The sequence below is a fragment of the Deminuibacter soli genome (assembly GCF_003412455.1).
Taxonomy (GTDB): Bacteria; Bacteroidota; Bacteroidia; order Chitinophagales; family Chitinophagaceae; genus Deminuibacter; species Deminuibacter soli.
In genome coordinates, this window is record NZ_QTJU01000017.1 from 17,010 (window position 1) to 33,966 (window position 16,957).

Genomic DNA, 16,957 nt, shown 5'->3' on the forward strand with positions numbered 1-16,957 from the left:
TGGAAATTAGCATAAATAAACCTGGCTAAACTAAAACAAATATCATCCGAACTGATAATCAAGCGAATACTTGTCGAAAATCCCTGGTGGGACAACGGACAAATACCGTTTGCTTATGCACATTTGAAACGACGATTGTATTTTGACTACTTATACAAACAAGTCACTTTAACCACAGTTCGCCGCGCCACCGTATTAATGGGCCCACGAAGAGTAGGGAAAACCGTAATGCTGTACCAGGTAGTACAACAGCTTATTGCTTCCGGTGTACCCGCACGCAAAATCTGCTTCCTGTCTGTTGATGCGCCTATTTATAACAATATTGCGCTGGAAGAATTAATGCACCTGGCTAAACGTGCATTAAACGACAACACCAATGAAGATTTCTATTTCATTTTTGATGAGATTCAATACCTCAAAAACTGGGAAGAGCATCTAAAGTCCCTTGTTGATTTATATACCAACATACGTTTTGTAGTATCCGGTTCTGCTGCTGCAGCGTTAAAACTAAAAAGCAATGAATCAGGTGCAGGCAGGTTCAGTGATTTTATGTTGCCACCGCTTACTTTCCAGGAGTATTTACATTTAAAGGATCTGACTTACCTGCTTACACCACAGCAATACGAATGGGGCTCGCACACATTTACGCTCGACATTGCCAATGACTGGGACAAGCTCAACGACCACTTTTTAGCTTATATCAACTTTGGCGGCTACCCTGAAGTAATTTTTAACGATGAAATCCAGAAAGACCCTGGCAGGTTCATCAGGAGCGACATTATTGATAAAGTATTGCTACGCGATCTGCCCAGCTTATACGGCATAAGAGATGTACAGGAACTCAATTCCCTTTTTAATGTAATTGCCTACAATTCAGGGAATGAGTTTAACCTTGAAAGCCTGGCACAGGAATCAGGCGTTGACAAAGCAACCATCAGGAAATACATAGAGTATCTCGAAGCTGCGTTCCTGATAAAAATATTGTATCCCGTAGGTATAAACACCAAAAGGTTTCAGCGCGACAGCAGGTTTAAAATCTATCTTACCAACCCAAGTATGCGCTGTGCATTGTTTGCACCAATCTCATACAACGATGATCATTTTGGCCAGATGGTAGAAAACGCCATCGTTGCGCAATGGTTGCACAGGGGAAATATGCCATTACATTTTGCAGCATGGACAGGTGGCGAAGTAGATCTCGTAATGGTGAATCCCAAACAAAAACCGGCATTCATGGTAGAAGTGAAATGGAGCAACCAGTTCGTAAACAATCCAGGCAAATTAAAATCATTGCTGAAGTATTGTGCAGAAAATAAAAGCAAGATTGCGTGGATAACCAGTATCGACAAAACACACCACACTGTATTCAACGGTATTGAACTATGTTTTATTCCTGCCGCTACTTATTGTTACGCGGTAGGCAAAAACAGCTTTACCAATAAAATGATGCTATTTAACAGTTAAGCATCTCCACTACCTGTAGACGCCCTTTTCTCCAGCACAGAGGGCAATACATGCCACTCCTCTTTCAGGGAGAAATGGCTTTTCTGCAGTGCTTTAAACAACAGTATCGCTGCCTGGCGGCCCATGTCGAAGGCCGGCTGGGTGATGGTGGTGAGCGATGGCTGCAGCAATGCGGCTGCTTTGGTATTGGAAAAGCCCATCACTTTTACATCGCGCGGAATAGATAGCTGTAATGCGTTGCAGGCTTTGTATGCAAGCAGGGCAAGACTTTCTACCAAACCAATTATGCCATCTGGCCTGTCGCTGCCTTGCAGTAAGGTTACTAACTGCCCGTATGCGTTTTCTTCAGCTGCATCGCAATACAATACAGTGTGTTTACCACGAGGCGATGCACTTTCTGCAATGGCTGCTTCAAAACCCGCAATGCGGTCGCTGATGATAGACAGTTGTTTATCTGCAGCCAGTACGGCAATGCGTTTGCAGCCGGCTTCCAGCAGGTGTTGGGTGGCCATATAACCCGAAACCTGGTCATCTGTTTGCACACGTGCAGCAGCGACGGTAGTACACACGCGGTCAAAAAACACCAGCGGTACATCATTCGCACACAGTTCTTCAAAATGATCAGTGCCTGCCGCATCGCCCGAAACAGACAACAGCACTCCATCTACCCTGCCATTGTGAAAAGCCTGCAGGATAGCCTGTTCCCTTTCGCCCTGTTCATGGGTTTGATAAATCAGTACATGGTAGCCCTTCTCCCGGGCCACCGATTCAATCCCGTTAATGGATAAAGCAAAAAAGCTGTCGGCCACTTCGGGTACTACCACCGCAATGGTTTTGCTGCTGCCCTTGCGCAGGCTGCTGGCGTATGGATTGGGCACGTAGTGCAGCCTGTGGGCAAGCTCGAGCACGCGCTGTTTAGTTTCGGCACTTATTTCATAGCTGTCTTTCAGGGCCTTTGAAATAGTGGCCACTGACAGCCGCAGCTCCTGGGCAAGATCTTTAATGGTAACAGGCATGCAATTGAACGTTAACGGCACGAAAACGGTTTCGCAAATAAAAGCAACCGGTATTTACCGCAAGCCGGTAAATTCAGCCACATTAGCAGTGCCATTGCTTTACATTAAATGTACTAAAACACCGCCATATGTCCACCAGCAATCCACAGGCATTGCCACTGAACAGTCTTGATGAATGGGAAGACGACCTGCTGCGCCGTTATCCCGATCCCGAACAGATCGCTTCCGGCAAAACCACGGCCGAATACCGCAATTACGACACTCCCGAACGTGATACCGTAAAAGAGTTCTACCGTTTAAACCACCTGTACCAGACCTTCGATTTTGTACAGGCCAAACGGGCAGATTACCTGCAGTTTAACAAAAAGGAAATGCCTGTATGGGAAGCCTTTCACTTTTTGAACCAGCTGGTAGACGATTCTGACCCCGATACCGACCTGGACCAGTTTCAGCACCTGCTGCAAACATCAGAAGCCATACGCGCCGACGGGCACCCAGACTGGATGGTACTCGTAGGCCTTATGCACGATATGGGCAAGGTACTGTGCCTGTTTGGCGAACCGCAATGGGCCGTGGTAGGTGATACCTTCCCGGTGGGCTGCGCTTATTCAGACAAAATTGTGTTCCCCGAATTTTTTGCCGGTAACCCCGATTATACCAACGAACGCTTTAACACCCGGCTCGGTGTTTACCAGGAAGGATGCGGTTTGCGCAACGTAACCATGTCATGGGGGCATGACGAATATGTATACCAGATGCTGAAAGATTACCTGCCTGAAGAAGGATTGTATATGCTGCGCTACCACTCGTTCTACGCCTGGCATCGCGAAGGTGCATACGGGTACCTGCTGGATGACCATGACCGGGAAATGTTGCGCTGGGTGAAATTGTTTAATCCTTATGACTTATATTCGAAAAATCCCAACCCGCCAGACTGGCAAACACTGAAACCCTACTATGAGGCATTGGTGGCTAAATACCTGCCGGCGCACCTGAGGTTTTAAAGTATTGCTGCCTGTCGTAATATTGCAACACCAAAAACGCAGCATGAACAAACTTCAGGTAGCAGATTATATTGTTTTTTGTATTTATTTTATTGTTGTATCTGGCTACGGTTATTTTATTTACCGTCGCAAGAAATCGAAAACTACCAGCACCAAAGAATTTTTCCTCGCCGAAGGCTCGCTTACATGGTGGGCTATCGGCGCTTCCTTAATTGCTTCCAATATTTCGGCTGAGCACTTCATCGGCATGTCAGGCTCCGGTTTTGCCATTGGCCTGGCCATTTCTACCTACGAATGGATGTCTGCCGCAACGCTGATACTGGTAGCCGTATTGTTTATACCACTCTATCTCAAAAACCGCATTTACACCATGCCCCAGTTTTTGAGTACGCGGTACAACGATACCGTGAGCACCATTATGGCCGTATTCTGGCTGCTGGTATATGTGCTGGTAAACCTTACTTCTATCCTGTACCTCGGCGCGCTGGCCATACACAGCATATCCAATGTGCCCTTCGCGTGGTGCATTGTGGGGCTTAGTGTGTTCGCCATTTTTGTAACGTTAGGTGGTATGAAGGTGATCGGCTATACCGATGTAATACAGGTACTGGTGCTGATTATCGGCGGATTGGTAACCACCTATCTTGCCCTGTCGCTGCTCTCTGAAAAACTCGGTTTTGGCGGTGATGTACTCAAAGGCTTACTGGCCCTGCGCAAGGAAGCACCGGATCATTTTCACATGATTCTCCCGCGCGACAATGATCATTACAAAGAACTGCCCGGCCTCTCGGTGATCATCGGCGGTATGTGGGTGAACAACCTTGCGTACTGGGGATGCAACCAATACATCATTCAGCGTGCATTGGGTTCTGATTTAAAAACAGCCCGTGGCGGTATTATCTTCGCCGCCTTCCTGAAACTGCTGGTACCCGTGATTGTAGTGCTGCCCGGCATTGCCATGTATGTAATGCACAGCAAGGGTTTGTTTGCACAGGAAATGCTGGTAAACGGCGCGGTTAAACCCGATAACGCTTACCCAACACTGATGAACCTGCTGCCTGCAGGGTTAAAAGGCATCGCCTTTGCCGCGTTGACTGCTGCAGTAGTAGCATCACTGGCAGGCAAGGCCAACAGCATCTCCACCATTTTCTCGCTGGATATTTATGGCAAGTATTTTAACAAGAACGCATCTGAGAAAAAGCTGGTAAGTGTAGGCAGATGGGCGGTGATTATCTCCATGCTCATTGCAGCCGTTATTGCACCGGCCCTGCAATCGCTTGACCAGGCTTACCAGTTTATACAAGACTATGTGGGTTTGATTGCCCCCAGCGTACTGGCTATTTTCCTGCTGGGTTTGTTCTGGAAGAAAACCACCTCCAACGCAGCACTGTTTGCTACCATCGGCGGTTTCCTGTTATCGGTGATCTTTAAGTTCCTCCCCAATTTTGTAAACCTTAGTTTCCTGAGTGGCTCGGGCTTTTCTATTCCCGTAACACAAAAAGACGGCAGCATTCAATACGAAATGCCCTTCCTCGACCGCATGGGCATCACATTCCTTATCATCGTTATCATCATGGTTATCATGAGCCGTCTCCGCCCCAACAGCGGCAACAACGGCAAGCCCCTCGAAATGGATACCACGATGTTCCGCGTTACACCAGCCTTTGTTATCAGCTCGATTATCATACTCGGCATTTTAACGGCGCTGTATACGGTATTCTACTAGTGAGTGGTGAGTAGTCAATAGTGAGTAATCGAAACGTATTCATTTACTATTGACTATTCATCAGCACCGGTTTTTCACTCACCATTGACCACTCACTACTCACTAACGTCCGGCCGTCCCGAAGGGTACCACCAACACTTCTACACCTTCACTTCCTTCCATTTCCCTTTTTTAAAATAATACCACGCCACCAGCGCAATGAGTGATTCCGCTACAGGAATGGCGATGAAAGCGCCGGTAGATTTAAGATCAAGGCCCTTGGCCAGCAGGTAGGCAAAGGGGATCTGGAACAGCCAGAAACAAACGAAGTTGATGACCGTTGGCGTGCGGGTATCACCTGCGCCGTTGAGCGCCTGCGTCATTACCATACCGATACCGTAGAAGATATAGGCAGAGCCGATAATTTGCAGGGAGCGCGCGCCGTATTGCGCAACACCTACATCATCGGTAAAAATATGGATGATGGGTTTGGCCAGGAAGAGAAACAGTACCATCACAAGGCTCATAAAGATGGCATTGTAACGTGCAGTAAGCAACACGCTCTGTTCTGCACGCTGCGCCTGCCTGGCGCCCAGGTTTTGCCCTACCAGCGTAGCGGCTGCATTGCTGAGCCCCCAGGCAGGCAATATGAAAAACACCACATTGCGGATAGCGATCTGGTAACCTGCAGATGCAGTGGTACCACCGGTTTCAGCTACCAGCCTGGCCATCACAATCCAGCTTCCGCTGGCAATGATAAACTGCAGCGTGGCAGGCCAGGCGATCTTTACAATGGACTGTACGGTTTCTTTCGTTAACCTGAACAGGCTTGCTTTAAACTTCAGTATGCCATTGCCCCTGAACAAGTGATAACATTGATACGCAACACCCGTGCTACGACCGATGACCGTTGCAATAGCCGCACCCTTCAATCCGAAGAAATGAATAAAAATGGGGCACAGGATTATGTTGATGATACTCGCCACCCACAGGCTTTTCATGGCCATGGCTGCATCACCCGCACCGCGGAAAACACCATTGATTAAAAACAGGAAGAGTACAGCCGTACTGCCACCCAGCATAATGCGGGTAAAGATGGCGCCATCCCGTACCACAGCTGCACTGGCGCCCATGCCTGCCAGTATATGCGGCGCGAAGAAGATGCCTATTGCGCTTAGCGTTACCGCTACAATAAAGCCAATCACAATAGCCTGCGCACCTGCGCTTGCAGCTGCTTCGGGGTTCTTCTCTCCCGTTCTGCGTGCTACAATAGCCGTGGCTGCTGTACTTAAGCCGATGGCTACGGAATATACAATCGTGATCACCGATTCTGTTAAGCCTACAGTAGCAATGGCATTCTCACCGAGCTTGCCTACAAAAAACATGTCTACCACGGCAAACACACTTTCGAGGCTCAGTTCAAGTATCATCGGTATGGCCAGTAAAAATACTGCGCGCGGAATACTGCCCTGTGTATAATCCTGCTGCTCGCCGTTGAGCGATTGCCGGATGATAGACACCATATTGTTCAATGTATAAGACCTGGTTTGCGTTGACATATTGTGCAGGGAATTTACGAGGGAACAATCTATGCAAAATAAGCAAGCCGCGCAATGTCAATTATGGCAAGCCATCACTGTATTACACCAGCGGTTACTTTATGTATGTTTTCCAGCTGATGTATGTGCCTGCGTGTGTGTACATTGGCAAAATTCAGCCATTCCAGCCTGGTAAGCAGCCCCAGCCCCGGCAGCTCAAATGCAGTGCAGGTTCTGGTTAAATCCATTTCCCGCGCAGCCTGCGCCAGTCCGGCGAGTTTATCGTTCAGCTGCTGCAGCATATTGTTTTTGTCTTTCGGCTCACTGGACGGGAGAATAAAATCAGGCGATTTCATTTTGGTGTTAAAGTCCAGGAAAATGGCGCTGACAATCTCATTCTTCTCATCCGGCTGCCTGTCTGTTATCGCAGTGGCCCCGTGAATCATTTCCAGCGCGCCGCCGTCGGCTTTTAGCAGGTGTTCTGCTACCTGGCCGGGTGTCCAGCTGTTTTCAAACGGAACACGGTTAAACTGCGCAGGCGTAAATACTTCGATGGCACTGAGCAGGTGCTTGCGGGTGTTGTCGAGGGCATTGGCGATGTCGTTATTCATAACAGGGATTTTTTCGATGATTGAATCACTCAAAATTCAGCAATCTCCCCCGCAAACCAGAGTGGCAAACATGACGAAGTATGGTGGCGTTTGTGACATTTAACGTAAGTCGCCAGTCGGTGCGTACCCCTTACGATGCCTATGCCGGTGTCCTCACCGGCAGGAAGTGGTTGCAACCTACCCTTCGCTCAGCGCTTTCAGCTTCGTAAGCCCTGCATTAAAATCCCTGTCCATGTTTTTCTCGATTACCCCGAACACCTTGATAATATTCATCGGGTACGGCGTACTGCTTTTGATTTTCCAGGTGGCCCTGGTACCGCCTGTTTCAGGCGCAATCGCCACAGTTGCATCTGCCACGCCTTTAAAAGGGCGCAGGAAATCAATGCGTGTATCGAGCGCAGATTCGTTCACCACCTTAACAATCGTTTGACTGCCTGCACCTACATTCTTCTGCTGGCTGTCCCATGCAAAGCTGGCACCTGGCGTACCGTCTGTACCGGAGAACTCCTTTTTCATGGCAGGATCTTTACCGGCCCAGGGGCTCCATTCATTCAAGGCAGCGAGGGAGTTAACATGCGTCCATACCGTGCTTACGGGTGCCTGTATCACGATGGATTTTTCATAACTCCATGCAGTGCCGGTAAAGGCAGCGATAATCAATACCAGCACAATGACGGCGGCAATAATATACAGTATAATCATAACAGCAGGTTTAACGTGTATGGGTGTATAATACAGCTAGGCAGCTGCTCTTGTTTTGTGAAAGTAAACGTACGATACGATCAATATAATAAACCCCACCAGCGGCAGCAGCGCCTGGCCAATACCATCCAGTACCAGGTGACCAACAGCAGCCGAGATAAACGTAATGCCAAAGCCTACATAGGCCCATTCTTTCAGTCGTGCAGGGACGGCAGGCACAATCAGCAATATGCCGCCGATGATTTTGCCGATGCTCAGTTCTATCCTGAAATAATCAGGAAAACCCATGTGGTGTATGCCATCTATCGCCAGCTGCGAATTAAACCAGAAGGAGGGCACTGAATCGAGTAATACCAGTAATGCGGTAAATACCCAGTAAATAACATGGTCTTTTCTTGACGCGGATTGCGTAACAGTTGCGGTATACATAGCTTTTAGTTTTTGTTGTACAGGATCAAAATTATTCCTGTTTAACGGCGTTGCAGCTGTGCATACATGACAACCTTCGGGGCAATTTGAGCCAAGAAGCATCGAGAATCGAGCATCGACAGTCGAGACGATCTTAGCGGGTACTACCGGCAGCCGTCAGTGATAAACGCATCGAGAATCGACAGTCGACAGTCGAGATGATCTTAGCGAGTATTAGATACCAGGTACTCTCGCCAAAGGCGATTTACTGCAAACAAGCTGGCAGCTTGCAGCTCGCAGCTCGTAGCCTGGAGCCTAGAGCTTGCAGCTGGCTGTTAATGCACCGGGTACCCCTTATCTATCCAGTCTGTCTTGATATTATGCGATAAATTCAGCAGGTACGGATGCGCAAAATGCATATCATTCAGCAGGGTAAAAGCAGGGCGCACATTGGGACAATGTTCAAACGGACAGCAGCCGCAATACAATACAATTTCACGGTTCTTCGGTTGGGAAACGAGCAGGTTTTTAAGTTTGGTAAGATTCTCCGGCTTACCCGCAGGACCAGTCTCTACCGACCCGCTGATAACACCCGAAGGCCCTACGCAGATCACCAGCGGCTTGGTGGCAGTATTACTCTTCAGCACATCCGCCAGCGCAGCAGGCTCCATCAGCTGCTCCGGCTTCCAGGGATCAACTTTGGTTTGCTGCCTGGGCACAAATGCAGTTGCGATACATACGAGAGCTACAACGATTATAATGGGAAACCTGCGCATATACATCTTATTGGTTCAAGATAAACCGGATACCGGTGATGCAACAAATGTAAAGGTAAATAACACAGCATACCTAAGCCTTTTTCACATAACCCGGTGCATAACCATGAAACTGTTTAAAAGCCCTGCTGAATGCAGCCTCAGAAGCATAACCGGTGATTGCAGCTGTTTGTGCAATGGTTGTTCCGCCGCTGCTTAACAACAAGGCAGCATGTTGCATACGCAGGCCTTGTATAAACCCGAACACCGTAGTACCATAGAGCTGTTTAAAACCCTTTTTCAGTTTAAACTCATTCAGCAGAAATTGTTTGCTTAACAATTCCAGCGAATGCGCCTGCAGGTAATGTTGTTGCAGGTGACTGTACAATGCCTGCAAACGGTCTCTATCATGTGTGCTCACTCCATCCTGTGCCTGCGGCGCACCGGCCTCCTGCAAACAAAGCAGGGCCAGCTCTTTTACTTTGGCAGTGAGATAAGCGCCTTTCAGTGAATCGGCCACAGCAGGCTGCTGAATCTGCTGTAATACCTGTCGTTGTGCTGTGCTGATCAATGCCCTGTTTTTAAACAAGGCAAAGGGTGATTGCCGCATCATGCTGTTGTGCAAATGCGCAAAGGCATCACCGCAATCTTCCAGCAAACCGGTAAAGAAATCAGGTTGCAGTGCCACACTCACATAACCATAATGCGCCTGCTGCGGAAACCAGTACGAGCTTACGGGATCAACACAATACATGAGGTTAAACTCCCCCGCCTGCAAAGGCATTTTACCTTTAAAACCCGATATCTCTGCATCCGAAGCGCCTGCCAGCTGAAAGTGCAGGCTTACATGCGAGGTGTCGCTGAGTTTGCGCAGTGCCAGGGGCTGGTAAAAATCAGAGCTGAATTGCAGCACGTTGAACACACCCCCGCGCAGGTTCACCGAACGGCAATCAAATTTGCCCTCCAGCGCAGCAGCTGCATATGCCGCAGCCACACCCGCCGTAAACTCACGGCGTATCAGGTTCGAAAATTCAGCGCCTTCAATCTGGTACATGCTCCGTTTGGGTAATATTTTAATCCGTTTCAGCTGTCTGTTTCACAAAACATTGCTGCAACTTGCAGGATACTACAGCAGCAAAGATACGCAACTTGCCCTGCTGGTAAAGCCCGCCGATATGGGCGTACTGAATAGCTGTTAAAGCAATGGATCATGATAAAAAATAAAGATATACAGGTAATTGTTTTTGATGCAGATGACACCCTGTGGAGCAATGAGCCTTATTTCAGGGAAACAGAAGCCGCTTTCTGTCGCCTGCTGGCCCAATACCTGCCGCAGACCGATGTGGAACGCATACTGCTGCGTATCGAAATCGCCAATATCCCGCTGTACGGCTATGGCATCAAGGCGTTCATTCTCTCTATGATTGAAACCGCACTCGAAATAGCAGGCGATGCATTTAATGCAGACCTTACGCGCCAGATTCTGGCACTGGGCACACACATGCTGAACCAGCCCGTGGTACTGCTCGAAGATATTGAACACGTACTGCAGCAATTAAGGCAGCGCTACCGCCTGGTAGTGGCCACCAAGGGCGACCTGCTGGACCAGGAACGCAAGCTTAAGAAATCGGGCCTGGCGCATTATTTCCATCACATTGAGGTGATGAGCGAAAAAGATGAAGCCAGCTACCTGAAACTTGTAAAACACCTCGACGTGCCGCCGGGCAATATGCTCATGGTGGGTAATTCGCTCAAATCGGATATACTGCCGGTACTGGGCATTGGCGGTCATGCCCTGCACATTCCCTTTCACACCACCTGGATACATGAAACCGTAAGCGATGCCATTGAGCACGACAACCTGTACCGGGCCGAAACATTTACACAGCTGCTTAGCCTCGTATAATCATGAAAACATTATTACCAATTGCATCCTGGGCAAGAAAAGACCATTTCCACTTCTTCGGTGGCTTCAGTGATCCATACTTTGGCGTATGTATCCGTATCGACTGCACGCAAGCTTACCAGCGTGCAAAGGAACAGGGCTGTTCGTTTTTCCTGTACTACCTGTACCAGTCGCTCAGGGCAGCCAATACCATTGAACCCTTCCGTTACCGGATTGAAGGCAAAGAAGTATTTATACACGATGCCGTGCACGCATCCCCTACCATTAACCGGCCTGATGGCACGTTTGGTTTTGCGTATATGGATTACCATGCTGACCTATCCACTTTTCACGCCGCAGCCAAGGCAGAAATGGAGCGCGTGCAGCAATCCACCGGACTGGTTCCCTCCAAATCAGGTGACAACGTTATCCACTACTCTGCCATGCCCTGGCTCGATTTCACCAGTCTTGAGCACGCACGGCACTCGGGCTTTGCAGACAGCGTACCCAAAATATCATTCGGCAAAGTCACCGAACACCAGGGCCGCAAAAGCTTCCCGGTATCCATTCACGTGCACCATGCGTTGATGGATGGCTCGGATGTGGGGCGGTATGCGGAACTGTTCCAGGAACTGATGAATGGCAGCCACTAGCCGGTGGCAGACACCTTAAAAAAGCCATCAAAAGCTCTACAAAAGCCTTCCACCCCTCGCCCGTGGCTGTGTCCCCACAGCCACCAACCCAAACGTGCCATGCCGGTGGGGACACCGGCATGGGCATACTGGAAAGTTTCCGTCCCAGACTGTGTCCTCACAGGTATTTTTTACTTACCGGTGTTCTGTTCTTAAACCTGCTCATCAGCTCCCGTTGCCTTTCAAAAAAATTAAAAGTCTACTTTACAGATAGACTTTATATATTTGTGCCGGAAAACAACACGCAAGCATTTGCAGCACAATGACTGATGACATGAAAAGATTGAAATTGACTTTGAGCCACCACTGCATCCCCCAACTAATCCCGGCCATTACCGCGTGTACCCACATGCGTTGTAAACAATTGAACTGCCGCTGCTGTTGTTGATACCAACTACTGCCAGCCGCAACGAACTTATTGCCCGTCCCTTGACGTTAACTACCTACTGACTAACTTATAGCAACACCCGATCATTGCCGGAAATAAAAAATACCAGGTATTTCTTCATTGCTTAAAAAGATTTATGTTGACCAGACATTTACTCCTTTCAGGCCTGGCCCTGCTGTTTGCGGGCGTGATAGTACAGGCACAAACACGTATCAGCGGCATCGTATCATCCGCAGGCACCAACACACCGCTTGCAGGTGTATCTGTTCATATTAAAGGCGCCTCCAAAGGTGTGGTAACAGATGCCGGTGGTAATTTTTCCATCACCGCCAATACAGGCGATTCACTGGCATTTGAATACGTGGGTTATGCCATCAAATACGTGGCAGCCACCAATAACCTGCAGGTAGTGCTCGATGCAGAACAGGGCAACCTGAACGAAGTGGTGGTAACCGCCCTCGGTATTTCTAAACAACGCAAGGCATTGGGCTACTCGGTGCAGGAACTGAAATCAAAAGACATCGCAGAAGCCAAGGAAACCAACCTGGTAAATGCGCTGGCCGGTAAAGTAGCCGGTGTACGCATCACCAACAGCCAGGGCGGTATGGGTTCTTCCCGCATTATCATCCGCGGCGAAACTTCCATTTCCAACTATAACCAGCCATTGTTTATAGTAGACGGGCTGCCGGTAGACAACTCGCAGCTGGGTAACACCGTAGGTACAACCGTAGCTACAGGCGTTAACGCATCGAGAGACTACCCCAACACCATATCAGACATTAACTCAGACGATATTGAAAGCCTCAGCGTACTGAAAGGCCCCAACGCTGCAGCCCTGTACGGCTCACGTGCTGCACATGGCGTAGTGCTGATTAAAACAAAAACAGGCAAACCCAAAAACGGTTTGGGTGTAACACTCACCAGCAGCACCAGCTTTGAAAACCTGCTCACCCTGCCCAAATACCAGGATGTGTTTGGCCAGGGCTCAAACGGACAATTTAGCTATGTAGACGGCAAAGGCGGTGGAGTAAACGATGCGGTAGATGAAAGCTGGGGCCCTAAAATGCAGGGCCAGCTGGTGCCGCAGTTCTTCGACGGCACACCACAGCCCTTTGTACCGCACCCCGACAATGTACGCGACTATTTTAAAACAGGTGTTACCTATAACAACGGTATCGCTATTGAAGATGCCAATGATAAAATCACCTACCGCTTCTCGTACAACAACCTGAAGCAAACAGGCGTTACCCCCAACAGCGATATCAGCAAGAACTTTTTCAGGCTGAACACTTCGCTGAAACTGGCGCCCAGGCTTACCCTCAACACCAATGTAAACTACATCAGGAGTTATGCCGATAACCTGCCCGGCGCAGGCGGTATACGCGCAACCAGCACCATGCTGCAGTTCACATGGTTTGGCCGCCAGGTAGATATCAACAAACTGCGCGACAACTACAACCAAACCGGCAGCGGGTTAAACTGGAACAATGCCTACTACAGCAATCCGTTCTTTGTTGCCAACCAGAACACCGTTGGTCAGCAGCGCGACCGCATTATCGGCAACATTGGCCTGAGCTATAAAATAGCCGAGGGACTGAATGCCAACTTTAAAACAGGTAACGACTATTATACAGACCGCCGCAAACTGCGCATTGCTTACGGCACCAACGGCACACCATTCGGCAACTACGAAGAAGATGCCTTTACCGTAAATGAGAACAACACGGAGTTGAGTTTAACCTATACCAAAAAACTCAGCCACGACTTCAGCATCGATGCGCTTGCAGCAGGCAACATTCGTTACAAAACATATTCCGAGAACGACCAGATAGCGCCCAAACTCGCTGTAGCAGGCATTTACACGCTCAGCAACTCACGCGATCCCCTGGTATCATCCAGCTACTATTCCAAGCTGAAACAAAACAGTATATACGGATCGGCACAGGTAGGCTTCCGCAACTACGCATTTGTAAGTGTAACATTGCGTAACGACTGGAGCTCAACACTGCCCATCTCCAGCATGTCGTACTTCTACCCTTCTGTAAACGGATCATTTATCCTGAGCGATGCATTACACCTGCAGGGCAATGTACTCAGCTACTTAAAAGTAAGAGGCGGCTGGGCCAAAGTGGGTAATGATACAGACCCTTACCAGCTGCAGAATGTATACCCCTTTGTACTGCCTACATTCGGCGGCAACCCGCAGTTAACAGCACCGAGCAAAGCACTAAACCCCAATCTTAAATCAGAAAGCGTAAACACTACTGAAGTTGGTTTTGAAGCAGGCTTCTTTAAAAACAGGGCACACCTCGATGTAAGCTTATACCACAGCAGCAGCACCAACCAGATCCTGAACATCGATGTAAGCGGCACTACCGGCTTTACACAACAGGTGCTCAACGGCGGCAAGCTCACTAACAAAGGCATTGAAGTGCAGGCAGGTGTTACCCCGATCAAAAACAAAGATTTCCAATGGGACATTAATATCAACTTCGCTGCCAACAAAAGCAAACTGTGGTCACTCGATGATGCAGGCCGCTTAAAGAATTATGTACTGGGTACAGACAGAACTGTAAGCACCGTAGCAGCAGTAGGCCAGGCATACGGCAGCCTGCTGGGCAATGCCTATACCCGCAACAGCAGCGGACAGATTGTGGTAGATGCAAGCGGCGCACCCGTTACCAACCCCACACAGCAGATACTGGGTAAATACACACCAGACTGGATTGGCGGTATCACCAACAGCTTTAGCTACAAAAACTTTAACCTGAGTGTACTGGTTGATGCCAGCATTGGCGGCTCCCTGTACTCCAACACCAACTCAACCGGTGCCTATACGGGTGTACTGGCACTTACACTGCCAGGCAGGGATGCTGCACACGGTGGTTTAAACTACTACTACCCCGGCAACAACACTTCTGCCAAACCCGTACAGGGCAATGCAGGCCCCAATGGTGAAACCATACACGACGACGGTATGATATTCAACGGCGTTACTGCAGATGGCAAAGCCAACACCAGTATACTTTCTGCACAGCAGTACTACAAAGCAGTGCGCAACTTTGATGAAGCATGGATATACAGCGCCTCGTACGTAAAACTGCGTGAAGTGAAATTCGGCTACGCACTGCCTGCCGCGTGGATTAAGCACATCGGCTTCCAGGGCGCAACCGTTGCACTGGTTGGCCGCAACCTGTGGATCATCCATAAAAACGTACCCAACATTGACCCGGAAAATGCCTTTAACACCGGTAACGGTCAGGGCCTGGAAGACCTGAGCCTGCCTTCTACCCGCAGCTATGGCATTAATGTGAATCTTAAATTTTAAGCAGAAAAGCAATGCAGTACATGAAAAAATCATCATTCTATATCATAGTTGCAGCAGCAGTGCTTGGCGCCGCCTCCTGCAAAAAAGACCTGGCAGAGATCAACCAGAACCCCAACGGGGCTACCAATCCGCAGCCCGATTACCTGCTGACCAGTACCGAAAAGAAAATAGCAGATACCTATTGGGGTGTAGACAACAACATGAACTCGTCCCTGCTGTTTGTACAGCACTGGGCCAAAATACAGTACACCGATCCTGACCGTTATATCTTTGCCAACAACGCTTTCACACCCATGTGGAATGCACTGTACGCACAGGCCATTACCAACCTCAATAAAATCATCAGCATCTCTAAACAGCAGCAAAACCCCAACTACAATGGTGTGGCGCTGGTGCTGCGTTCCTGGTCGTTTTTATTGCTGACCGATGCGTTTGGCGATATTCCTTACAGCCAGGCCGGTAAAATTGATTCAGTACCCAACCCCGCCTACGATGCACAACGCACCGTATACCTGGGTTTGCTGAACGACCTGAAAACCGCGCAGGCATCGCTTAGCACTTCAGGTGCAGCCATTGCCGGTGATGTATTGTACAACAACCAGATAGGCCCCTGGAAGAAATTCGCCAACTCACTGCGCCTGCGTATAGCCCTGCGCATTGCAGACCGCGAGCCGCAGATTGCCGCGCAAACACTCGCCGATATTGCATCAGAAGGCAGCGGTTACATCAGCAGCAATACGGAAACCGCACAGCTGGTGTACCAGGATTCGCCTAACCAGAACCCCATCAGCAACCTGTTCGACACACGTGATGACTACCGCATCAGTCAAACAGTAACTGATAAACTGCGTGCACTGAACGATCCGCGTTTACCCATTTACGCAGCACCAACTGCTGACCCCACACCGCTTACCTATGTGGGTATACCCAACGGCTTAACACCCGGCGATGCCAGCAACCTCGGCTTTACCAAAACATCCAAACCCGGTACTTACTTCAGGGCACCGCATGCACCTGCTGTGATTATCAGTTATGCAGAAGTATTGTTTGGCCGCGCAGAAGCCGCAGCACGTGGCTTAACCGGCGAGAATGCAGCCGACCTGTACAAACAGGCCATCACCGCATCCTTCAACCAGTACGGCATACAGGATGCAACAACTATCAAGAATTATACTGACCAGCCTGCAGTAACCTTTAACGCAGGCAACTATAAACAGTCTATCGGTGACCAGAAATGGATTGCCCTGTTTGGCCAGGGACTGGAATCATATGCCGAATGGCGCCGCCTCGATTACCCGCAGCTGAAACCCGCAGTAGCAGGTGTGTTGAATGGAGCTTTGCCAGTGCGTTTCATTTACCCCGGATCTGAGCAAACCCTCAACGGCAACAGCTATACCAATGCCGTTAAAAACCAGGGAGCAGATCTGCTAACGACGAAATTGTGGTTTGATGCCAACTAAA

The 16,957-nt window shown here is 49.1% G+C and carries 14 protein-coding genes; 7 read left to right on the plus strand and 7 right to left on the minus strand.

The window, feature by feature from the left end; translation table 11 throughout:
• Positions 1–123: 123 nt before the first annotated feature.
• Positions 124–1,464: an ATP-binding protein gene (locus DXN05_RS23885; protein ID WP_211330138.1), complete on the plus strand. Its 1,341-nt coding sequence runs from the start codon at positions 124–126 to the stop codon at positions 1,462–1,464.
• Here the strand turns inward: DXN05_RS23885 and DXN05_RS23890 are convergent.
• The gene (locus DXN05_RS23890; RefSeq protein WP_116849836.1) at positions 1,461–2,480 is read right to left on the minus strand and encodes a LacI family DNA-binding transcriptional regulator; all 1,020 of its coding nucleotides are present in this window, start codon (positions 2,478–2,480) and stop codon (positions 1,461–1,463) included. The two genes, DXN05_RS23885 and DXN05_RS23890, sit on opposite strands and share 4 nt — an antisense overlap.
• 128 nt (positions 2,481–2,608) lie before the next feature.
• Here DXN05_RS23890 and DXN05_RS23895 point away from each other — a divergent pair, with 128 nt between their 5' ends.
• Both DXN05_RS23895 and DXN05_RS23900 read left to right on the plus strand, forming a co-directional pair.
• The gene (locus DXN05_RS23895) at positions 2,609–3,484 is read left to right on the plus strand and encodes an inositol oxygenase family protein (protein ID WP_116849837.1); all 876 of its coding nucleotides are present in this window, start codon (positions 2,609–2,611) and stop codon (positions 3,482–3,484) included.
• A 43-nt stretch (positions 3,485–3,527) separates the two neighbouring features.
• The gene (locus tag DXN05_RS23900) at positions 3,528–5,210 is read left to right on the plus strand and encodes a sodium/sugar symporter (protein WP_116849838.1); all 1,683 of its coding nucleotides are present in this window, start codon (positions 3,528–3,530) and stop codon (positions 5,208–5,210) included.
• 140 nt (positions 5,211–5,350) lie between these two features.
• Here DXN05_RS23900 and DXN05_RS23905 read toward each other — a convergent pair whose 3' ends face one another.
• From DXN05_RS23905 to DXN05_RS23930, 6 genes are all read right to left on the minus strand, one after another.
• Entirely contained in the window at positions 5,351–6,748 is a 1,398-nt protein-coding gene (locus DXN05_RS23905) for an MATE family efflux transporter (protein ID WP_116849839.1), read from the minus strand.
• A gap of 74 nt (positions 6,749–6,822) precedes the next feature.
• Positions 6,823–7,338, minus strand: a complete 516-nt coding sequence (locus tag DXN05_RS23910; RefSeq protein ID WP_116849840.1) for a DinB family protein — start codon at positions 7,336–7,338, stop codon at positions 6,823–6,825.
• Between the two features lie 177 nt (positions 7,339–7,515).
• The gene (locus DXN05_RS23915; protein WP_116849841.1) at positions 7,516–8,040 is read right to left on the minus strand and encodes an SRPBCC family protein; all 525 of its coding nucleotides are present in this window, start codon (positions 8,038–8,040) and stop codon (positions 7,516–7,518) included.
• Between the two features lie 36 nt (positions 8,041–8,076).
• Entirely contained in the window at positions 8,077–8,469 is a 393-nt protein-coding gene (locus DXN05_RS23920; protein ID WP_116849842.1) for a DoxX family protein, read from the minus strand.
• A 314-nt stretch (positions 8,470–8,783) separates the two neighbouring features.
• Positions 8,784–9,224: a rhodanese-like domain-containing protein gene (locus tag DXN05_RS23925; protein WP_116849861.1), complete on the minus strand. Its 441-nt coding sequence runs from the start codon at positions 9,222–9,224 to the stop codon at positions 8,784–8,786.
• Positions 9,225–9,297: 73 nt separating this feature from the next.
• Positions 9,298–10,257, minus strand: coding sequence for a helix-turn-helix transcriptional regulator (locus DXN05_RS23930; protein ID WP_116849843.1), 960 nt, complete (start codon positions 10,255–10,257; stop codon positions 9,298–9,300).
• 156 nt (positions 10,258–10,413) lie between these two features.
• Between DXN05_RS23930 and DXN05_RS23935 the strand changes: the two genes are divergently transcribed.
• From DXN05_RS23935 to DXN05_RS23950, 4 genes are all read left to right on the plus strand, one after another.
• The gene (locus DXN05_RS23935) at positions 10,414–11,109 is read left to right on the plus strand and encodes an HAD family hydrolase (RefSeq protein ID WP_116849844.1); all 696 of its coding nucleotides are present in this window, start codon (positions 10,414–10,416) and stop codon (positions 11,107–11,109) included.
• A gap of 2 nt (positions 11,110–11,111) precedes the next feature.
• Positions 11,112–11,741 carry a chloramphenicol acetyltransferase gene (locus DXN05_RS23940; protein ID WP_116849845.1) on the plus strand — a complete coding sequence of 210 codons (630 nt, stop codon included), beginning with the start codon at positions 11,112–11,114 and terminating at the stop codon, positions 11,739–11,741.
• Between the two features lie 563 nt (positions 11,742–12,304).
• The gene (locus tag DXN05_RS23945) at positions 12,305–15,496 is read left to right on the plus strand and encodes a SusC/RagA family TonB-linked outer membrane protein (protein ID WP_116849846.1); all 3,192 of its coding nucleotides are present in this window, start codon (positions 12,305–12,307) and stop codon (positions 15,494–15,496) included.
• Positions 15,497–15,516: 20 nt separating this feature from the next.
• A complete protein-coding gene (locus DXN05_RS23950) occupies positions 15,517–16,956 on the plus strand; it encodes a SusD/RagB family nutrient-binding outer membrane lipoprotein (RefSeq protein WP_116849862.1) in 1,440 nt (479 codons plus the stop codon).
• Position 16,957: the final 1 nt, after the last annotated feature.